At 48.7% G+C, this 21,726-nt stretch carries 18 protein-coding genes; 8 read left to right on the top strand and 10 right to left on the bottom strand.

The features are described 5' to 3' along the window. Positions 1–32: 32 nt before the first annotated feature. The 3 genes from ACXHJ2_RS08810 to ACXHJ2_RS08820 form a co-directional block, all read right to left on the bottom strand. A complete protein-coding gene (locus ACXHJ2_RS08810; RefSeq protein WP_165082394.1) occupies positions 33–1,325 on the bottom strand; it encodes a glutamate-5-semialdehyde dehydrogenase in 1,293 nt (430 codons plus the stop codon). 12 nt (positions 1,326–1,337) lie between these two features. After that, on the bottom strand, positions 1,338–2,543 hold the full coding sequence (gene proB, locus ACXHJ2_RS08815) for a glutamate 5-kinase (protein ID WP_014599974.1): 1,206 nt from the start codon (positions 2,541–2,543) through the stop codon (positions 1,338–1,340). Between the two features lie 241 nt (positions 2,544–2,784). Continuing rightward, positions 2,785–3,966, bottom strand: a complete 1,182-nt coding sequence (locus ACXHJ2_RS08820; RefSeq protein ID WP_165082396.1) for a pyridoxal phosphate-dependent aminotransferase — start codon at positions 3,964–3,966, stop codon at positions 2,785–2,787. Between the two features lie 176 nt (positions 3,967–4,142). Between ACXHJ2_RS08820 and ACXHJ2_RS08825 the strand changes: the two genes are divergently transcribed. The 5 genes from ACXHJ2_RS08825 to ACXHJ2_RS08845 all read left to right on the top strand — a co-directional run bounded on the left by ACXHJ2_RS08825 (position 4,143) and on the right by ACXHJ2_RS08845 (position 8,011). Continuing rightward, on the top strand, positions 4,143–4,961 hold the full coding sequence (locus ACXHJ2_RS08825; protein ID WP_165082398.1) for a carbon-nitrogen family hydrolase: 819 nt from the start codon (positions 4,143–4,145) through the stop codon (positions 4,959–4,961). A gap of 21 nt (positions 4,962–4,982) precedes the next feature. Continuing rightward, positions 4,983–6,263, top strand: a complete 1,281-nt coding sequence (locus ACXHJ2_RS08830; RefSeq protein WP_165082400.1) for a helix-turn-helix domain-containing protein — start codon at positions 4,983–4,985, stop codon at positions 6,261–6,263. A 238-nt stretch (positions 6,264–6,501) separates the two neighbouring features. After that, the gene (locus ACXHJ2_RS08835; protein WP_165082402.1) at positions 6,502–6,921 is read left to right on the top strand and encodes a hypothetical protein; all 420 of its coding nucleotides are present in this window, start codon (positions 6,502–6,504) and stop codon (positions 6,919–6,921) included. Positions 6,922–6,992: 71 nt separating this feature from the next. Beyond that, positions 6,993–7,793, top strand: coding sequence for a hypothetical protein (locus ACXHJ2_RS08840; protein WP_058711556.1), 801 nt, complete (start codon positions 6,993–6,995; stop codon positions 7,791–7,793). A 77-nt stretch (positions 7,794–7,870) separates the two neighbouring features. Continuing rightward, positions 7,871–8,011: a hypothetical protein gene (locus ACXHJ2_RS08845; protein ID WP_165082404.1), complete on the top strand. Its 141-nt coding sequence runs from the start codon at positions 7,871–7,873 to the stop codon at positions 8,009–8,011. A 338-nt stretch (positions 8,012–8,349) separates the two neighbouring features. Here ACXHJ2_RS08845 and ACXHJ2_RS08850 read toward each other — a convergent pair whose 3' ends face one another. Continuing rightward, positions 8,350–9,267 (bottom strand): LysR family transcriptional regulator, encoded by a 918-nt coding sequence (locus ACXHJ2_RS08850; RefSeq protein ID WP_013371611.1) that lies wholly within the window; start codon positions 9,265–9,267, stop codon positions 8,350–8,352. Between the two features lie 238 nt (positions 9,268–9,505). Here ACXHJ2_RS08850 and ACXHJ2_RS08855 point away from each other — a divergent pair, with 238 nt between their 5' ends. The 3 genes from ACXHJ2_RS08855 (at position 9,506) to hydG (ending at position 13,891) form a co-directional block, all read left to right on the top strand. Further along, a complete protein-coding gene (locus ACXHJ2_RS08855; protein WP_165082406.1) occupies positions 9,506–11,122 on the top strand; it encodes an alkaline phosphatase in 1,617 nt (538 codons plus the stop codon). A 255-nt stretch (positions 11,123–11,377) separates the two neighbouring features. Then, positions 11,378–12,430 carry a [FeFe] hydrogenase H-cluster radical SAM maturase HydE gene (gene hydE / locus ACXHJ2_RS08860; protein WP_269203447.1) on the top strand — a complete coding sequence of 351 codons (1,053 nt, stop codon included), beginning with the start codon at positions 11,378–11,380 and terminating at the stop codon, positions 12,428–12,430. Between the two features lie 48 nt (positions 12,431–12,478). Next, a complete protein-coding gene (gene hydG / locus ACXHJ2_RS08865; protein ID WP_013371608.1) occupies positions 12,479–13,891 on the top strand; it encodes a [FeFe] hydrogenase H-cluster radical SAM maturase HydG in 1,413 nt (470 codons plus the stop codon). Positions 13,892–14,038: 147 nt separating this feature from the next. Here hydG and hydF read toward each other — a convergent pair whose 3' ends face one another. The 6 genes from hydF to fdhF form a co-directional block, all read right to left on the bottom strand. Continuing rightward, positions 14,039–15,292, bottom strand: a complete 1,254-nt coding sequence (hydF, locus tag ACXHJ2_RS08870) for a [FeFe] hydrogenase H-cluster maturation GTPase HydF (RefSeq protein WP_165082408.1) — start codon at positions 15,290–15,292, stop codon at positions 14,039–14,041. Beyond that, positions 15,279–16,727: an aspartate ammonia-lyase gene (locus ACXHJ2_RS08875; protein ID WP_081317850.1), complete on the bottom strand. Its 1,449-nt coding sequence runs from the start codon at positions 16,725–16,727 to the stop codon at positions 15,279–15,281. Before ACXHJ2_RS08875 ends, hydF begins: the two co-directional genes overlap by 14 nt. A 1-nt stretch (position 16,728) precedes the next feature. Continuing rightward, the gene (locus ACXHJ2_RS08880) at positions 16,729–17,319 is read right to left on the bottom strand and encodes a 4Fe-4S dicluster domain-containing protein (RefSeq protein ID WP_013371605.1); all 591 of its coding nucleotides are present in this window, start codon (positions 17,317–17,319) and stop codon (positions 16,729–16,731) included. A 70-nt stretch (positions 17,320–17,389) separates the two neighbouring features. Next, positions 17,390–18,859: a [FeFe] hydrogenase, group A gene (locus ACXHJ2_RS08885; protein ID WP_081317870.1), complete on the bottom strand. Its 1,470-nt coding sequence runs from the start codon at positions 18,857–18,859 to the stop codon at positions 17,390–17,392. A gap of 68 nt (positions 18,860–18,927) precedes the next feature. Beyond that, positions 18,928–19,557 carry a 4Fe-4S dicluster domain-containing protein gene (locus ACXHJ2_RS08890; protein WP_058829703.1) on the bottom strand — a complete coding sequence of 210 codons (630 nt, stop codon included), beginning with the start codon at positions 19,555–19,557 and terminating at the stop codon, positions 18,928–18,930. Then, positions 19,554–21,716, bottom strand: coding sequence for a formate dehydrogenase subunit alpha (gene fdhF, locus ACXHJ2_RS08895; RefSeq protein ID WP_058830134.1), 2,163 nt, complete (start codon positions 21,714–21,716; stop codon positions 19,554–19,556). The genes ACXHJ2_RS08890 and fdhF overlap by 4 nt, the downstream gene beginning before the upstream one ends. Positions 21,717–21,726: the final 10 nt, after the last annotated feature.

The following is a 21,726-nucleotide window of genomic DNA, read 5'->3' on the forward strand; positions in this document are numbered from 1 at the left end:
ATACCTCCAAAGATACGGATTGATTTATGATATTATTCCCTGATTTGTCCAGTACCGTACACGCGGTATTTGGTTGAAGTCAAGGCAGGCAATCCCATGGGGCCGCGGGCATGTAATTTTTGTGTGCTGATTCCGATCTCGGCCCCAAATCCAAACTCGAAGCCATCCGTGAAGCGGGTGGATGCATTGTGGTACACGGCTGCCGCGTCCACTTCTTGCAGAAAACGATCGGCATGAGCTTTATTCTCAGTGACAATACACTCTGAATGCATCGTACCATAACGGGCAATATGCTCCAGTACTTCGTCCAAATTGTGTACGACTTTAACGTTTAAGATGTAATCATTGTACTCGGTACCATAATCCTCTTCCGTGGCAGGAACAGCCCAAGGAGCCAGTTCTCGTGTCCGTGCACAGCCGCGCAGCTCAACCCCGGCATCACGAAAACGTTCAGCCAATCCTGTTAAATGTGCTTGTGCATAATCCGAGTGTACGAGCAGTGTTTCCATCGAGTTGCACACGGACGGTCTTTGTACCTTCGCATTGAGTGTAATCGCTTCGGCCATTTCTGTATTTGCTGTAGCGTCCAAGAATGTATGGCATACGCCAGCCCCGGTTTCGATGACAGGCACGGTAGCATTCTGAACAACATTTTGAATGAGTGAACGCCCGCCGCGTGGAATAATCACATCCAGCAAGCCGTTCAAGGTGAGCATTTCATTGACGGAGGCACGATCTGAATCTTCAATGAGTTGAAGCGCCTCGCGTGGCACGGCTGTTGCGTCTAGCGCCTGCTGAAGCACTTCAATGATCTTGCGGTTGGAGGAGAGAGCAGCCGAACCACCGCGCAGTACAACCGGATTGCCTGTTTTCAAGCACAGGCCCGCTGCATCCACGGTTACATTTGGACGCGCTTCATATATGATACCGATGACACCCAGCGGTACACGTATTTTTTCAATTCGTAGACCATTGGGACGTTCAATTTGCTCAAGCGTGTCGCCAACTGGATCAGGTAGTGCCGCAATCTGGCGTAATCCTTCGGCAATAGCTCCGATTCGCTCCTCGGTCAGCTTGAGGCGGTCGAGCAGTGATTCGGATGTTCCCAGTTCCCGTCCACGTTTCAGGTCATTATGGTTTGCTGCAATCAGCTCTTCTGCATGGTTCACTAGAGCTTCTGCCATAGCAAGCAATGCCTCGTTTTTTTGTGCTGTAGTCAGTCGGTTCATAACCCCGGCACTTTTTTTCGCAAGACTTGCTTTGGTGCGTACTTCGCTGAATTGGTTATCCGCTGTTATCGCTGTGTTTGTTGTTAAATCACTCATATTATGGCCTCCCTACATACATAATGTAATCCATTCATCCCTGTGGATCACCTCAAGCCGATGGATGGGACCAATTTTGCCCACAACCTCGCCGCTAGGTAAACCTTGTACCATTCTAAGCTGTTCATCATCATAATTGACAATGCCTCGTCCTAACACCTTATTTTCCGGTCCCAGTACCTCAACGACATCTCCGGCATGAAAGCTGCCCTCGACACGCCGTACGCCAACCGGAAGCAGACTATGTCCTCCGTGTACCAACGCTTCTTCGGCCCCTTGGTCTACATGCACCGAGCCCAGAGGGGTGGACATAAATCCAAGCCATTGTTTTTTCATCGGCAGTGAAGAGAGGTGGGTATCAAAATAAGTGCCCGGTCCGTGTCCTTCGACAGCTGCGTTCAGATCACCATTTGCGCTTACTCGGCCGACATATACAGGCACACCGCCGCGTGTAGCAACTTTGGCAGCCTCGATTTTGGAGCGCATGCCGCCAGTCCCTACTGCTGATCCAGAACCTCCGGCTAATGCATAAATCTCTTCAGTAATTTCCTCGATACGTTCAAAACGTACGGCGTTTGGATGCTTGCGCGGGTCAGCCGTATATACGCCATCGGTATCCGTGATGATAATCAAATGCTGAGCTTTAACCAGATTGGCAACTAGCGCAGACAGCATATCGTTATCGCCGAATTTCAATTCGTCAATCGATACGGTGTCATTTTCGTTAAAAATCGGGATAACCTGCTGGCGCAGCAATTCTTCTACAGTCATTCCGGCGTTGTTCATCCGTTTGCGGCTCAAAAAGTCACTACGGGTGAGCAGAACCTGCGCGATCACGAGGTCAAAATTTTTAAAAGCCTGCTCATAGGCTTGCATGAGAAGAGCTTGGCCGACGGCAGCTGCCGCTTGCTTCTCATGCAGCAGTTTGGGCCGAAAGGGATACCCAATCTCTCGGAATCCGGCGGCTACAGCGCCTGATGTAACCAGCAGCACTTCATGGCCTTTTGCACGAAGCAAGCTGATTTCCCTAGCAAAATAAGCGATGGCTTCCCGATTTAGGCCACCTTCCACTCCAGTCAGTGAGCTGCTACCGATTTTAATTACGATACGTGTTGACAAGACGTCCACTTCCTTAATTTTACTCTTTTTAATGCAAAAAAACTTCCATCCTTTGTATGCAAAGGACGAAAGTTTGTGCTTCCGCGGTACCACCTTCATTGATGATTCATGATCATCCCACTTAAGACCTGTTAACGGCAGGGACCGCCTGATTGCGCAGGGCGCTCGGGGATAGGAGTTGGGAGAGAGTCCAGGTAAATTCTTGCAGCCTATCGGAATTTACTCTCTGAACAGGACCGGGTCTCTCTTAATAGTCCCTTCAACGCGCTAAATGATATTGGATACAGAATACCACGAAAAGACCAGGTTTGGCAAAGAAGTTGTAGCTGGAAAATACGGCTTAACCAAACAGGTTTAGCTTGCCAATTCGATCAGCTGCCTCGGTCAGTCGGGCTTCTGAGCTCAGAAGCCCTGCCCGCACATACCCTTCGCCGCCGCTACCAAAGCCGATCCCTGGAGCGACAGCCACCTTGGCTTCACGCAGTAGCAGATCGGCAAAAGAAGCCGAGCTATAGCCCTGCGGCACAGGTAACCAACTGAAGAAGGAGCCGCTTGGGCGTGGCGCCTTCCAACCTATATGCCCAAGTGCATCATAAAAAGCGTTACGGCGTGATTCATAGCGGGCCACCAGCTGGCCTACGCACTCCTGCGAAGACGTCAGAGCTGTCGCCGCTGCTGCCTGGATGCCGCCAAACAGGCTTACATAAATATGGTCCTGCAGCAGATTAATCAGTGAAATAATTTTGGCATTACCGAGCGCGAAACCAACACGCCAGCCGGCCATGTTGTATGTTTTGGACAAGGTATAGAACTCAATTCCCACGTCCTTAGCCCCCTCAGCCTGAAGGAAGCTCACTGGCCGTTCGCCATCGAATCCAATAGCGCCATAGGCAAAATCACTGGCAACCACAATATTGTTACGTAGCGCAAATTCAACCGTATCCTCGTAGAAGGAGAGTGGGGCAGTTGCCGCAGTGGGATTATTCGGATAATTAAGAAACATTAATTTGGCGCGGCGGCGATCTTCTTCGGCAATGGCCTCATAATCGGGCAGAAAACGGTTCTCTTCCTTTAAGGGGAGAAATGACATTTCCGCTTTTGCCAAGGCTACGCCAGACCAGTAATCCGGGTATCCGGGATCAGGGACGAGACACACATCGCCCGGATTGAGTAAAACTTGCGGTAGCTGAACCAAGCCTGTTTTCCCGCCAAACAGGATGGCGACCTCGCTTTCCGGGTCAAGCGTTACACCGTAATCCTCCTGATAGCGCTGGACAACGGCTTCTTTGAGAAAGCTGTAGCCGCGAAAAGGTGAATATTTATGATACAGCGGGTTATCCGCTGATTCCTGTAAATCTTTTACAATATGGGGTGGAGTAGGAGTGTCCGGGTTTCCCTGACCGAGATTAATGACATCATGCCCTGCTGCAATTTCACGATTTACATTTTGTACAAGTGTGGCAAAAAATTGAGTGGGTAACTGTTTCATGACGTCAGCTGAGGGAATAGAAAAATGAGTCATCAATGTACACGACCTTTTGGAATAGTTTAAGAAACAATCTATCACGATTTTACCGAGTTGTATAGGGGGAATTGAGCTTTCATGGTTGCGTAATCCAGATTAATCGGGCTATGATGGGAGAAAATACCGGACGACAGGACACGGGAAGTTCCGGCTCACAGAGAGGATGAAGGACTTTGACGTATCAGGAAGCTCAGCCATTCGGTGTGGCACTTATACAAGCTCATATAGAGATAGGAAATCCCCCCGAAAACCACAGTCATATCCGATCTTTAATGGAACAAGCGGTGAAGGCCGAACAAAAGCCAGATCTGATTGTTCTACCGGAAATGTGGAATACGGGTTATGCCTTGGATCGCATTCATGAGCTGGCGGACGAAGAAGGGACGGAGACCCGGGCATGGATAGCAGCATTTGCCGCCACCCATCAAGTGAATGTAGTAGCAGGGTCAATCGCAGAGAAAAAAAGCGACGGTCATGTGTATAATACGATGCTCGTTTTTGACCGTACAGGCAAAGAGATAGCTTCGTACTCCAAAATTCATCTATTCCGACTTATGGATGAAGAGAAATATTTACAGCCTGGCGAGGAAAAGGTTGTATTCGTACTGGATGGCGGGATTCAGGCTGGGGCGTCAATCTGCTACGATATCCGTTTTCCTGAACTGGCCCGCAGTCTGGCTCTGTCCGGCGCAAATTTGCTAATCGTACCCGCAGAATGGCCTCATCCCCGGCTTCATCACTGGCGTACCCTGCTAACCGCACGGGCTATTGAAAATCAGATGTATGTCATCGCTTGTAACCGGGTAGGTCGTAGCGGAGATACCGATTTCTTCGGGCATTCGCTCATCATTGATCCATGGGGAGAAATGATTGCCGAGGGCGGAGAACAGGAGCAGATTCTCACAGGATCAATTGAATCAGCCTTGGTTCAGGACGTGCGTGGGCGTATTCCGGTGTTTGAAGATCGGCGTCCCCTGCTGTATGACCGATAGTCGTTGTAGAAAGGATAATCCATGCTTAAGGAACGCATTGAATTTTTGTGTAAAAAGAAAAACCTATCCCGTAAAGAACTGGTAGACGGATTGGTTACACCTGCACATTTTGCGAATATACTGGCTGATCGTTACCCGCTGGCTGAGGATCTGGCTGAGCAAATTGCTGAACGGCTAGGTGTACAACCTTCTTACCTATTGCGTGCATCGGCAGAAGATGAGGAGACGCTGGCTACAGCGGATAAGATTTTCACAGAGCTGTCCAAGCTGGCTAATCCCGCTACGGAAAGCTATGTGGATCAGTTGGAGGATCGCAACGATTCGCTCGTGGTGGAAATGACGATTTATTTAATGAAGGCTGTTTATTTTCAACAGTTAAATGACCCAACGGCCTATGATTATTTGCATCAAACCTATTTGAATTTTTACTTGGAGAAGTTTGGTCGCTCGGATGAGGTGGAGCTGCCTGTACCGCTAAAAAAAGCAATTTTATTTTATAAAATTCAGTATTTCCGCTCTAAAAATCATTATTATGATGTACTAAATAATGTTACGCAGCTCATCCCCCTGGTGGAAGAAGGGACGGAAAACTGGCTCAATGCGCAAAACATTATGATGGAGGCCTGCATTCAGGTCAAGCAATTTGATCAGGCAAAGCAGGTATTTGAGCAGACGATGCGCAGAGTATATGATGATCGGCTTTTTCACCGTTTGACGGGTCTGTATGTGGCTTACAGCGGATATTGTTTTGCTATGGGTTCTGTACAGGAAGCACTGTTAACGTTGTCTATGGCGGAGGCCAATTTGGTCTATTTGGAAAATGGAGCAGATATGCTCACGACGATCCTGAACAATCGGATTATTATGCTGACGTCGATTGGCGAGCTGGATAAGGCCTTGGAGGAAGTGGTGCGTTTTGAAGCACTGGTGAGTCGGGAGCGAGAGGAAATGCAACAAATGATGCTGCCCGTTACGCTGATATATCGCTGCGAGATTGCGTTTGCCCGGAAAAACTGGGGGCTGCTTTCACAGCATCTGGATCAGCTGCGTAAAACTAATCTGACAACGGATCAGCAAATGGGGCTTGATTTTTATGAAAGCCAGCTTGCGCTTGCCCAGGGAAAACAGGATGCTTTTTGGAAGCATGCTCAGCAATGCTTGCCTTATTTTGAAGCCCTCCAGCATCCTGCGCGGCTTGAGCAACTATATGAAACGCTGGCTGTAGTGTCCGAGGACAGTCGTCGTTATAAAGAATCATCAGCGTATTATCGTAAACTGGTCTATCTTTTGCGTAAAAAATAGTCTGAATGCATTCGTTTTTCACAAAACGATCAGATGATCGTGTAAAAGAATGCTCCGAAGTGCGCAAAATTTTGTGCAAAACGCCCCAAAGTTCAAAACTAAACCGATAAAATACAGTTTAAAGCTGCTGTTTTTTCGGTTTTTTTGTATGTGCCAAAACATATTGTGATGCCGGATACCGTCTTTTATACTGAATTCATAAGGCACAACAACAATACAAAATATGAGGTGCAGCCACATGATGAACTTTTTCGGCAAGAAGAAAAAACAGCAGGATGCGATAGAACATGCAGATCAACTGATGAATAAGGGCTTATCCGGATTATTTATGAAAGGTCTGATCCCCAAAGAGCATCGGGAACAGATCAACCAGAGCTTAAACTCGGCAAGACAAGCTCAAGCAGCGGCTAACGGTGGATTGGCGATGGCAGCGACTGCGGTTGTCATTTCGGTAACAGATACCGGGAAGCTCGTAAATTTTGATCCGATTGTGGTGCTTGTACTAGATGTGACGGAAGTTAACGGCAATCGATACCAAAAAACACTGGAAACACTCGTTTCCAAGCTGCAAATTCCGCGGCCCGGAGATACAGTGGGGCTGGGTAGCAATTCGGTAAATCCATCAGAGCTGATTTATATGGGGCTGGTGACAGCATAAATGATTGGAGCGTTTCACCATTCTTGCGGGTATATTTTTAAAATAGATGATTGAAAAAGGGGTTTTGGAGGATGAAAGGATTTTTAAGTCTGATTGGGGTACTTCTGGTGTTTGGCGTAGGGTTTTCGCCTTTTCTGGCTGAATATTTATGGGATGATCCATTTTTGATTATGGATGCTCCGTGGTATCGGCCGTTAATTTATACAGGATTTGCGCTTATATTTCTACCGGGTATTTTAGGTCTATTTTTTGGAGGCGGTAAAGTCAAGAAGGGTGTTCCTGGAGTGGGAATCATTACAAGTGTTCAACAAACAGGGACTTATGTAAATAATCAGCCGCAGGTAAAGCTCGGGTTGACCGTAACCAAACAGGGAGAAGACAAATATGATACTGCTTTGACGACAATTATTCCTTTGACCTCCATGGCTCAATTTCAGCCGGGCTCGATCGTTCCGTTGATCGTATCTGAGAAAGACAAAATGAAGGTAGGTCTTGACCTGAAAGGTCAGGTGTCGCAAATGGATTTGCAAGCGTTAATGAATGAGCAGATGGTCAAGCAGGGCGTATCGCCTGAGCTGATGGAAATTGCCAAAACCGGTGAGCAAGCCTATGCGAAGATACTGGATGTCACACCCATGGGGGAAGCGGGGCCCAATAAAATCAAGCTTCAATTTACGCTGACGGTGACGAAAAGCAGTGGCGAAACATTTAATGTAACCACGCAAAAGGATGTTTTCTCTTCCCAACTATCCAAACTGCAGCAGGGAAGTATTATAGAGGTTATATATTCGCCTCAAGATCCTTCGAAACTGGTTTTTAAGACACAAGTGAGTGAAGCTGACGTGCAGCAAGCATTTGGTTCTTCCCGATAAAAAAATTGTTCCGCCTGTTTCAGATACAGCCTATAGGTGTATTATAATAGTATCCCGACACCAGGAGGTTGATAACGATGGATAACCAAAGTAGATCCGAACTGGCGAATAGGGATGGCCTGTCACGGCCGAGAGGCTTAAATAGACAGGTTGTCGGAAACAACTATGAAATGGGCTATGATCAGGACAAAAGTCCACCACATCTAGGGAGACCCTGATCACAACAAGGCGAGGACAGACACTTTGGGATCACACAGCACATTGGAACTGAGGTAGGACATTCTTGGATACCAAGACTAGAGACCTTAAGGAAAGAAGTGATGCGGGATGGATAAAGTGGAGTTTCCGAGCAAGCGTAGAGTAATCAGGCGAGGCTGACATGAATTTCAAATGAACATGAAATGTGGTTCGTTGAAGACAGATGGAAGCAACATCGCAACAGTGTAATCGAACCCGTGATCTAATTGCAGTATTGAAAGTATAGGGGCGAAGCCCCAGGACCGTCTTCCTCTCTGGCTTGGGCTGGGGAGGAAGACGGTCCTTTTCACGTTCGAGGCTACTTTTGAGAAAGTTGCTTGACCGTTTCTCGGAAGGTATCAATAAAAGCTTCGGCAGCTTTAGACAAATAACGTCCGTTCCGGTAAGCAATCGCTAGGGTGCGGCTGGGGGTAGGTTCGGCTAGTGGCAGCAATGCTGGAACAAACTCGCTACTGGCGGCCCGTGCGATAAAACGGGGGACGAGTGTCACGCCCATACCTGTCGCGACGAGCGATTGGAGTGTCTCCATATTAGTGCTTTCAAACACCACATTGGGTTCAAAGCCTGCTTGATGACACAGATCCATCGTCAGCTTGCGAAAGCCTTGCCCTTTTTTCAGGACGACAAAAGGCTCGTCTTTAAGTTCTTCCATATGCACGGGCTGCGGCTGGTCACCGATTTTACGCACGGCTAGGGGATGACCCGGAGGAACGGCGAGATCAATCCATTCTTCGCCGATGGGCACATAAGAAAGTGTAGGTTCTACTAAGGGAAGAGAGAGCAGGCTGAGATCTGTATCGCCACTTGCCGTTTTTTTCTCCAGATTCATGGAGGAATCTTCGACTAACACGATTTCAATGTCTGGATGAGCCCTCTTGAATACAGGCAGCACATGCGGCAGCAAATGGGAGCCCGTGATAGGCATGCTGCCAACGACGACCTTCCCTTTTCTCAGCTGAGAGATATCGTCCATTTCCTGTCGGAGTTGCTCCACCGCGTCGACTATTTTTTTTGCCTTTTCCACAAAGCTTGCTCCGGCATGTGTTAATTCCACCGTGCTGGTGTTGCGTTGAAACAACAGCACCCCAAGCTCTTTTTCCAGTTTGGACAATTGCTGGCTCAAAGAAGGCTGGGCAATATGCAGTTTTTCTGCGGCACGTGAGAAGTTTTTTTCCGCTGCAATTTGCAGGGTGTACTGAAGCTGTCTGAACTCCATCGAATTTCATGCTCCTTATCTTATAAGCTTTTCCTATTACATTATAGACTGATTATACAATAATAAAATTAAATGCCCAATCCTAACGAATCTCATGTGTCACAAGTTTTATATAGATGAAGTGTTTTTTCACAAATAGCGCCTTTTAATACAGATAATGAATTCCCTTAACATTCTCCTGATAAAACCTAATTAATCTTAGTTCTGGTTGTACAAAAAAGGTCTGGGAGGAAAATGAATGCTAAAATGTTGGGGGATACATACGAAAAAATCGGTGGCTGCACTCGTAGCGACAATGATGCTAACCGTAAGCGGCGGGACAGCGATGGCAGTCGAGAAGGATACATCAATTAAAAATGTAATTATTCTGATTCCAGACGGTATGGCTAATGACGCTACTGCACTGGCTAGATGGTACAAAGGATCATCTTTAACGTTAGACAGCATGGCAAGCGGCATGGTGCGCACGCATTCCGCGGATGCACCGATTGCCGATTCTGCTCCAGCGGGTACAGCTTTTGCCACAGGACATAAATCACATACTGGCTATGTAGGTGTTCTTCCGGATGAAGCGACGATGCCTGGACAACAACCGATCGCAGCAGGTGATGCCAAAAAACCTGTAGCTTCCATTCTGGAGGCTTCCAAGCTAGCAGGGAAATCGACCGGAATTATTGCTACTTCGGAGATTATGCATGCGACACCAGCTGATTTTACCGCACATTATCCTGACCGTAAAAATTATGATGCACTCAGCATGCAACAAGCCTACAACGGAGTTGACGTTGTGTTAGGTGGAGGAGGCAAGTTTTTGGAGCCAGCAGGGCGTAAGGACGGCCAAGATATAATTGCTCAAATTAAAGACCAGGGCTATGATTTTGTCACAACACCTGAAGGGTTGAAAAATTCGACCTCCAACAAGCTCTGGGGCAGCTTTTCTCCCGAAGCCCTCGCGTATAACTTGGATCGCGATGCATCCAAGGAACCTAGTTTGGCAGAAATGACAACGAAAGCCATTGATGTGTTATCCAAAAATGATAAAGGCTTTTTCTTAATGGTAGAAGGCAGTAAAGTGGATTGGGCTGCACATGCTAATGATCCAACGGGAATTATTAGTGACGTGCTTTCATTTGACGATGCAGTGAAAGTGGCTCTGGATTACGCCAAGCAAAATCAAAATACTGTCGTCGTAGCAGTGACAGACCACGGAAACGGTGGATTGACGATTGGTAGCAGTGATACAACTAGCAATTATGACAAAACGCCTTTGGCTTCTTTTATAGACCCGCTGAAAAAAGCGAAGCTAACGGGGGAAGGCTTGGAAGCCAAGCTGAATGCAGATCGCAGCAATATTAAAGAGGTGCTTTCCACGTATTTTGGCATCACCGATTTGACAGACGAAGAAGTAAAGACAATTAAAAATGCTAAAGAAGGTAGCGTGAATTATGCCGTCGGACCGATGATTAGCAAACGTGCCAATATTGGCTGGACTACGGGTGGACATACAGGAGGCGATGTTGTGTTGTACACGTACGCGCCGAACGGAGACCGTCCATCCGGTGTAATCGACAATACGGATGTAAATAAGTATATGACACGTGTACTTGGACTAAATTTGGATACAGTCAGCAAGCAACTGTTTGTTCCTGCAAAAGCCGCTTTTGAAGCTAAAGGAGCCAAGTTTACTGCAGACACGAAAGTCATTACAGTGACCAAAGGCAGTAACAAGCTGGAGCTTCCAGTATACAAAAATTTTGCTACACTCAATGGTAAAAATTCTACGCTCAACGGTGTAGTCGTATTTAACGGCGTTGATTATTTTGTACCCCAGCAAGCGATTGATTTGATTCAGTGATAAACAGAACCATCGACAGAAGCTGTTTCTTCCATAAGGGAGGAGGCAGCTTTTTTTGTGTGTAGAGATGAATAGGTGGTTTTTAAGTTGAGAATGAAATTGGTTTTCAGAAAATGGGATTTTTTGTGAAACTAGTCACGTTATATTCTCTCTAATGTTGCTAGAATAATACATGTACGATATAAGTCGCTGATGATGTAAAGTCCGGATGGACGAGGGAAGAAGGGATGAGTCACGGACGAATTATTACTGCGTCTGGCTGATGGCAAGGAATGGACGCATACAGAAATGGCGGAACTGCTAACACGTCTGGATAGTGAGCCGACGCTACGAGCTCAGCTGCGCCAACTGGCAGCTCGCACCAAATTGGAGCGTTATGGCAAAGGTGTTTTTTTACGAGGATTAATTGAATTCTCAAGTATATGTCGTCAGGATTGCATGTACTGTGGGCTGCGTGCTTCGAATAAACAGGCTGACCGTTACCGTTTGCAGCCGGAAGAAATTCTGGCCTGCTGCGCGGAGGGGTATGAACTGGGTTATCGGACCTTTGTTTTGCAAAGTGGGGAAGATTACTGGTTTACGGCTGCTCGGCTGACGAAACTAATTCGGGAAATTAAAAGCCGTTTTGCAGATGTGGCGGTTACATTGTCCATCGGTGAACGGGATGACGAAACTTATGAGCGATTATACGAGGCGGGTGCGGACCGTTTTTTGCTCCGGCATGAGACAGCTTCACCCAGTTTGTACGCCAAGCTGCATCCGACGATGACGATCGAAAGCAGGCGTAGCCGTCTGCTGGCTTTGCAACGTATCGGCTTTCAGATCGGGGCTGGATGTATGGTGGGATTGCCAGGACAAACGAACAGTGAATTAGCAGACGATTTGGTCTATTTGCATAGCCTGTCGCCAGATATGATCGGGATTGGTCCCTTTTTACCACATAGCAACACGCCGCTTCGTGAGGCCAGCCAGGGGAGCATGGAAAAGGCACTTGATATCATCTCATTATCCCGATTGGTCGTTCCAGATGCGCTTATTCCGGCATCCACGGCCATGGGGACGATTCATCCCCAAGGAAGGGAGAAGGCGCTTCAGGCGGGAGCGAATGTGGTGATGCCTAATTTGTCGCCACTGGCGGTGAGGCCTAAGTATGCGATTTATGAGAATAAAATATGTTTGGGTGATGAGTCTGCCCAATGTAGACATTGCTTGGAGCTGCGGATCCGTGGAGCTGGATTTGAAGTTGATATGGGGCGCGGCGATAGTTTGAGAGTGCAACGACAGCTTATGAGACAGGGGACAGTGTGAAACGTGACGGAAACAGTGCAGTAACCATAAATAAGGAGATGGGTATACGTGAGTGGAGTACGGGAGAAAGTGTCGGCGGATTTTATTAATGAAGCAGAGATTATGGCTGCAGTGGAGCAGGGGAAACAAGAGGCAACCAATCGACAACGCATTTTGGAAATTTTAGAAAAGGGTAGAGCCTGCCGCGGACTGAATGCAAGTGAAGCGGCGGCTCTTTTGCATGTGGATGATCCTGAATTATTGGAAGAGATGTTCAAATCTTCGCGGGCAGTCAAAGAGCAGATTTATGGCAATCGGATTGTGCTGTTCGCTCCTTTATATGTAAGCAATCATTGCGTTAATAACTGCGAATATTGTGGTTATAAACATACCAATGATAGCTTTACGCGTAGCCGCTTGACCCCGGAGGAATTGGTGGAAGAGGTCAGAGTACTTCAAGAACTGGGACACAAGCGACTCGTACTGGAAGCGGGGGAAGACCCAGTCCATTGTCCCATTGACTATATCGTTGATTGTCTGCGCCAGATCTATGAGGTCAAAGTAGATAATGGCAGCATTCGGCGGATCAATGTGAATATTGCATCCACTACCGAAGAGGATTATCGGAAGTTGGCAGAGGTGGGTATTGGAACGTATATTCTATTTCAGGAAACGTATCACCGAGAAAGCTATCGCAAATTTCACTTACAAGGACCAAAACGGGACTTTGATTGGCACACCACCGCAATGGACCGGGCTATGCGTGCAGGTATAGATGATGTGGGGATCGGTGTGTTGTACGGTTTGTATGATTTCCGCTATGAAACTGTAGCCATGCTGAAACACGCCGAGCACTTGGAAGAAGTCTTTGGCTGTGGGCCTCACACGGTCTCGGTTCCACGCTTGCGTCCGGCTGAAAATGTAGACCTGGAGCGATATCCGTACCTGGTCAACGATGATGATTTTATGAAAATTGTATCCGTCCTTCGACTGGCTGTCCCTTATGCTGGTATGATCCTGTCTACACGCGAGGAGCCGGAATATAGAGACCGTGTCATTGGTTTAGGCGTGTCACAGATTAGTGCTGGATCAGCTACGGGCGTAGGGGCCTATGCCAAACAGGACACGGAGGATAAGCCTCAATTTGAGGTGGGAGACCATCGCTCACCATCGGAAATTATTAAAAGTCTGTGCCGTGGCGGATATATGCCAAGCTACTGCACAGCTTGCTACCGTGAGGGACGAACCGGAGATCGCTTCATGGAGCTTGCCAAATCCGGACAAATTCACAATGTGTGCCAGCCGAATTCGCTGCTGACCTTCCAAGAATATCTACTGGATTATGGGGATGAGGAGGCACGTGAACTGGGAGCTGCCGCGTTGCGAGAGAATCTGGAGCGTATCCCACGTGAATCGACGCGCCGTTTGACGCTCGACAGACTTGAACGATTAGAAGCAGGCGAGCGCGATTTGTATTTTTAGCATTATATAATATGGGTAGTATCATTTCACGCTATGAAAATTCTTATTATTTATAATAATAGCATTTGAACATAAAAAGCAGTCGCGTTGGAATCAGCGCGGCTGCTTTTGTATGTCTAGAGAAAAAAATATTAATGGCGAGTTATTTTAGGAATAACTTCCGGCTTCAGCCGCTTGCTCCCAGGCCAGCATAGCGGATGGAAAGCATTCAATAGCGCGGGGAAAGACCCCCTGTACATAAGCGATAAAAACACCATAGTTAACAATCGGCACGCCGGCCGCTTTCGTTTCAGACATTCGGTGAAGCATTGTACGCCGATTGAGCATACAGGCACCGCAATGAATAACCAACGCATATTCACTCAAATCGTCAGGGAAACTGGAGCCGGATGCATGCTCGATAATGAGACGTTTGCCTATCGTTTGGCGGAGCCAACGAGGGATCTTCACTCGACCAATATCGTCAGATTGGCATTGGTGAGTGCAGGCTTCGGCAATGAGTACACGGTCTCCATCCTTGAGGCGATCAATGGCTCTTGCTCCTCGCACCAGTTCGTCCAGATCGCCTTTATGACGGGCAAACAGAATAGAGAAAGAGGTAAGAGGTACATCCTTGGGTGTGTCGGCTGCGACTTTCATAAAGACCTGTGAATCGGTAATGACCAGGCGGGGTTTGCGCCCCAGTCGCTCCAGCGTCAAACGTAGTTCATGCTCTTTGGTCACTACAGCGATGGCATCGCTCTCTAGCGTATCACGGATCGTTTGCTGCTGCGGCAGAATCAATCGACCCTTTGGCGCAGCTTTATCGATAGGAACCACCAGCACGACCAGATCGCCAGGTGACAACAAGTCACCTACGATGCGGAAGCGATCTTCGTTTTGGGGGAGTGTATTCGTGATGGCCTTTTTCAGTTCAGTGTCCCCCCGAAGCATAGCGGCACTGAAAGGAATCAGTGTGAGATTCAATTCGTTCCCCAGCGTTGCAGCCATCGGATCTGATTCAGCAAGGGTATCTATTTTATTAAGTACCCCAATGACAGGAATCTTTTTAGTGCGTAGCTTTTCAAGCAGCTCATGCTCGAATGGTCCGACGCCAACAGTGGCGTCGATGACCAGCAGAGCCAAGTCTGTACTATTAAGAATTTCTAGCGTTTTGTTGCGGCGCAGCTCCCCGATCTCACCCTCATCGTCCAGTCCGGCGGTATCCACCAGAACAATGGGACCCGCAGGAAGTAGCTCCATCGGCTTGAAAACGGGGTCCGTAGTCGTTCCTCCTATAGGTGATACCACAGCGGCGGGCTGGCCGGTCAAGGTGTTCAGAATGCTGGATTTGCCTGCATTTCGGCGACCAAGCAGAACGATATGTGGTCGGTTGCTTCTCGGGGTATCATTCATTTCCATGGTGAGTTCCTTCTTCCTGCCCCGGAATTCCGGGCTTGGTAACGGTATAGGGATGGCACAATTGGTCAATCCGCGCACGGGTCAGTTGACCGCGATCCTCTGCAATATCCTCTGGTGAGCGCCCCTGTGCAATGGCTGCTGATGCAATGGAAGCAGCTTCATCATAGCCAAGTTCCGCGACTAGCGCAGAAGCCATCACAGCTGAGCTGTGCAGATTAGCAGAGCAGCGTTCCTCATGTACGATCAGACCGCGCACACACCGTTCCTCGAACAGTTGAACGGCATTGCTGAGAATGTGCAGAGATTCCAGCAGCGACTCGGCAATCAACGGTAGGAACGCGTTCAGCTCCAGCTGTCCAGAGGCAGCAGCCATCGTGATAGCCGCATCATTGGCCATCACGCGCATCGCTGTCAATCCGGCCATTTCTGCCATCACCGGATTGACCTTGCCTGGCATAATAGAGGAGCCAGCTTGGACCGGAGGCAGCATGTATTCACCGATACCACCGAAAGGACCAGAGGCCAGCAGACGAAAATCGCCAGATATTTTGAGCAGATTTACGGCAGCGGATTTAAGTAGACCCGATACCTCAACGAAGACATCCATATTTTGAATCGGGTCCATGGGGTGGTCGCTACGACATAGTCCTAATCCAGTCTCGTCCGCCAGCTTTTCGACCATCCGGTAGCTGTAAGCTCGAGGCGCATTCATACCTGTGCCAATCGCCGTGCCTCCAATTGGGATTTCTCGCAGCCGTTCTTCGGCTTTATAGAGGCGCCAACGGTCACGCGCTATAGCTTTTGCGTAGGCACCAAAGCCTTGCCCGGCCATCATAGGCAGGGCATCCATTAGCTGTGTGCGGCCTAGCTTGAGCAGGTCGGCATATTCTATTTCTTTTTGCTGTAAAGTATTTTGTAACGAAGACATCGTGTCACATAAAGGGCGCAGCAGGCGTATCGCAGCAATTCGTAGCGCCGTAGGATAGACATCATTCGTAGATTGGCAGCAGTTCACATCATCCAGCGGATGTACAAGCTCATATTGCCCTGGCTGCCCCCCTAGCTGTACGATGGCCAAATTAGCAATGACCTCATTTACATTCATATGGGTACTGGTGCCTGCACCGCCTTGCATGGCATCTACGGTAAACATATCTTGATGCCGTCCAGCGAGTAATTCATCGCAGGCATTTACAATGGCAGACACCCGGTGAGTAGGTAGCCGTTTCTGCTCACCATTGACTTGAGCAGCCGTTTTTTTCACCAATACAAGAGCGTGAATCAGGTTTCTGTTCACGGGCCTGCCGCTGACTGCAAAATTGTTCATCGCACGTGCGGTGTGAATACCGTACAAGGCCTCCGCAGGAATTTCCATGTCTCCTAGTGCATCCCGTTCGGTCCGCATAACTTTGACCAGAGGAGAAGACGGAGTCATGTTATAGACCCGTCGCCGGAATGCGTGTCATATGCAGCAGCTGACGTGCACTTGCAGCTCGTTTTTCCTCAACCCGTGCATGAACCAGATCTGGCTCGACCAGCTTGAGGGCTTGCGTTGGACATTTTCCAATACAGGCCGGTCCGCCATCCACACCTTCGCACAAATCACATTTGCTGGCAATCATGCGTTCTTTGGGTTGCAAACGACCCGACACATTAGTGTACAGTCCGTCTTGCACGACCGGCTGTCCGTCTCTGTATTGAGGCACCATGGTAATCGCGCCGTAAGGGCAGGCGATCATGCAGGTTTTACAGCCAATGCAACTTTCACTGTTAATAAGAATGCAGCCGTCTGCGTTCGTAATGGAGCCGTTCGGGCAAGCATTAGCACATGGGGCATCCTCACAGTGACGACACTGGACAGGTGCGGTGACTCCAAAGGATTTGATCACCTTTAAGCGAGGGTGAAAATGAAACTCGTCATCTGGCGAGATAAAAGGGTTCTCCGATGAATGTGCGATAACACATGCGATTTCACAGGTACGACAGCCGATACACTGATCGGGATCAGCTAAAACAAAGCGATTCATACTAACTCGACTCCTCTCTAACTAACGGCAAATTATAATTTCTAATGATTATATCTATGTGTTGAACGTACTAATGAATGGGATAATCGTTATGTCCTTTGACGGACATATCACTGCTGCTGCGGCTCTGCCTGCCAGGTCCACGCTTTTGAAAGGTCGTGTGCAGCAGATGGTGTGATACATGACCTAGCGGCTCACCTAGAAATTCATCGTACAGCTTGATGATAAAAGGATTCTCATGCGATTTGCGCACCTGAGATGCAGCATCATGTCCATAGATGGACGATTTACGCGCACGATAAGCCTCGATTTTTTGTTTTTCTAACATGAGCTTGGGTTGCCCTCCTCCGCTGATACATCCAGCTGGACAGCCCATAACCTCAATAAAATGATAATCACATTCGCCTGCCTGCACACGATCCAGGAGCTGATAGGCATGCTGGAGTCCAGCGACGACCGCTACCTTGAGCTGCAATTCGCCCACCTGTACCTCCGCTACTCGAATGCCTTCCTCGCCACGGACAAAATCCAGCTGGAGCTTTGGCAGCTTCTCATTCGTCAGCAGTTCATAACCTGTGCGGATGGCAGCTTCCATAACTCCTCCAGTTACACCAAAAATAGTACCTGCGCCTGAATATTGACCTAGCGGTGCATCAAATTCCTCATCAGGCAGGTTCATAAAATCAATGCCTTGTTGCTTGATCCAGTATGCAAGCTCACGCGTGGTCAATACCTCATCTACATCACGATAACCGTCGGATTCCATTTCGGGACGATCGCATTCAAATTGTTTACAGGTACATGGCATGATCGCGACGCTGTAAATATTCGCAGGTTCCACCTCATCCAGCTGTGCACCATAGGTCTTGACCAGCGCTCCCACCATTTGCATTGGCGATTTGCAACTGGATAGATGGTCTAGCAGATCGGGGTATTCAATCTCGGCAAAACGGACCCAAGCTGGACAGCAGGATGTGAACATCGGTAACGGTCCACCCTCGGTTACGCGGCGAATCAACTCAGTGCCTTCTTCCATGATGGTTACGTCAGCTCCAAAATTCGTATCATATACTCGATCAAAGCCGAGGCGACGAAGGGCAGCGGCCATTTTGCCGGGTGTTAGGGTACCAAACGGCATACCAAATTCCTCCGCGAGTGACACACGAATGGCTGGGGCGCACTGCACGATTCGAAGCTGTCCTGGCTTCTTCATCATGTCAGCTACCTTATTCAGGCTGTAGCTATAATAGGCAGCAAAGAGCGGTTCGCCGGTGTCGGCAGGCATATCGCGTTCACGTATACGTTCCTGACGTTTGATGGCGGCTGCCTGCGGAGATGAATCTGCCCAATCTGTGGCGTATACGCTGCAGATTTGCACACATTGACCGCAAATAACACAGCGGTCTGCGTTCACGGTTTGAGGTTCTCCTGGCAGTCCCTCTATGGCATCTACCGGACAAACACCCGCACAGCGTCTGCATCCAGTACAGAGCGTTGGGTCAATATGAATGACGGGGTCTGTAGAATCAGACGTCCTCATACATGGAGGCGAAGAGATCTTGTCTGTTGTTGACATGTTTTTCTACCTTTCTGCGGCTGATTTTGACCTTACAGGCGTGGGAAAAAGACTTCCCGCCGAGGCTCTGGAGGCGAGTCGGATATACCATTGGCCAGCCGTAGCACATGATTTGGACAGGCCTCTACACAAGCAGGCTGTCCGTTCTCTGTTTCCGCGCACAGATCGCATTTGCTTGCCGCAGTGCGGGGAAGCGCGGTTCGATTCGCACGGTTAGTCAGACCGGACTGCGTGATAACGTGTCCGGCTCGATAGACTGGAGATACCTCGATTGCCCCGAAGGGGCAGGCCAAAACACAGGAGGTGCAGCCGATGCATCGGTCCTCATCAATCATGACTACGCCGTCCTCCTGACGAATGGCCTGCACCGGGCAGGCATGTGCACAGGGGGCATTCTCACAATGCCGGCATTGCACTGGCACATACGTATCCCCGGCGCGCACCACATATACCTTGGGAACCACAGGCACGCTGACGGTTCCGACCGAAGCGCCTATGCCGCCTGCCTGACCATGAACGGCAAAGCACGCTAGTTCACAAGCTTTGCAGCCAATACATTGCCCGCCGTCTGCAACGACGAATGAGGAGGCAACAGCACTTGTTCTATCGGCTGACCCCATTCTACTTGTCGGACGGCTCAGCGTGTTTCGCGCGCCGCTCATCTTGTCACCTTGTCAGCTAGAACGGCTTCCTGTACGTTCATCTGTCTACGAATCTTTTGGTACGATTCATGTACATCACGTTCAGCCTGCGCTTGGTCGGCAATCCGCTCCAACCGGATGGCACAGTATTTTAATTCCGGGGTTTTGGATACCGGGTCGAGAAAATCAGCGGTCAACTCGTTACATGCTCCGACCCACCAGTGATAGGTCATGTAGGTCGCACCTTTCTGCACACGGTCACTGATTTGTGCCCGTGCGATAATGCGTCCCCGACGCGAGGAGATGGCAACAATTTCGCCATCCAGAATATTCAAATCTGCTCCGTCTTCTGGGCTAATCTGAATAAATCCAGGCTCATCAGACAACTGACGTAATGCACGGCAATTGCCAGTCATAGTACGTACGGAGTAATGGCCTACCTCACGTACTGTAGATAAGACAAGCGGGAATTGTGCATCCGGCTGTTCTTGTGGTGGTCGCCATTCGCAGGCGAATAATCGGCCTTTACCACTAGGTGTGGAAAATTGGTTGCCTTTGTACAAATACGGTGTACCTGGATGATCCTCTGTAGGGCATGGCCATTGTACGCCGCCTTGTTCCTCCATTTTCTGATAGCTGGCACCAGCGAATAAGGGACTTAGGCTTCGCATTTCATCCCAAATTTCCTCTGTGTTTGCATAGGACATAGGGTAGCCCATAGCGGTAGCAACCTCGCTAATAATAGCCCAGTCTGGCTTTACATCACCCTGAGGCTCGACGGCCTTGCGGATGCGCTGAAAGCCACGGTCTGCCGAAGAATACACCCCGTCATGCTCGCCCCAAGCGGTAGAAGGGAGGATGACATCCGCATGCAGTGCCGTCTTGTTCATGAAAATATCCTGCACCACGACAAATTCCAATTTTTCCAGCGCTTCACGCAGCTCGGCAGCGTTCGGATCACTTTGTACAGGATCTTCGCCGAAGATATAATAAGCCTTCAGCTTGTTCTCTTTCAGAATGAGATGCGGTACTTCTGTAAGTGAATATCCTTTTTTACGCGGCAGTTCAACACCCCATGCTTTTTCAAACTTTTTGCGAACTGCAGTGTCGATGACATCCTGGTAACCAGGATACACATTGGGTAATGCACCCATGTCGCAGGAGCCCTGGACATTGTTTTGTCCACGTACAGGTCCAATACCTACATTTGGCTTGCCCAGATTACCAGTAAGCAGGGCAAGGGAAGCGAGACCTTTTACCACATCAACGGCCTGTGAAAATTGACATACGCCCATTCCGTATAGAATTGTAGCGGTAGGAGCCTTGGCATATTCCCTCATAGCCGCCCGAATGTCAGCAGCCTTGACACCCGTAATACCTTCCGCATATTCAGGTGTATATTTTTTAATGTTTTCTACATATTCGGCAAAGCCTTCTGTGTTTGCTTCGACATATCTTTTGTCGTACAGCCCTTCATGCACTAGCACATGACCAAAAGCGTTCACCAAAGCCATGTTCGAGCCGCCTTTTAGAGGTAGCCACATATCCGCGATGCGCCCTGTTTCAGTCATACGAGGATCACATACAATAATTTTGGCACCTCTTTGCTTGGCAGCTACAATACGTCTTGCGACGATTGGATGCGTTTCTGGCGCATTGTATCCAAATACGAAAAGGAGATCAGAATGTTCAATTTCAGGAATAGAGTTGGACATAGCCCCATCCCCAAGCGAGTAGGTTAAGCCTGCTACGGAAGGACCGTGGCAAACACGGGCACAGTGATCAATATTATTGGTGCCAATGACTGCCCGCATGAACTTTTGCATGACATAATTGGCTTCATTCCCCGGACCGCGTGCGGAACCCGTCCCCATGATAGAGTCAGGTCCATACTTTTCCTTAATTGCTGACAGCCGTTCGGCAGTATACTGAATGGCTTCATTCCATTCCACTTCCTCCATGACTCCATTTTTGCGAATCATGGGCTTGCGCAAGCGTGCAGTCAGAATCTGTGGATCATTCAGAAAATCCCACCCATAATGTCCCTTCAGACACAATGTTCCTTCATTTGTACGGCCATTAGCTGGCTCCGCGCCAATTACCTGTCCTTTGTCCACTAGCAAATGAAGCTGACAACCGCTTCCGCAGTAGGGACATACTGTTAATACCTTGTCTGCCATGTGTGCAGCA

The organism is Paenibacillus sp. ALE3, assembly GCF_054113405.1.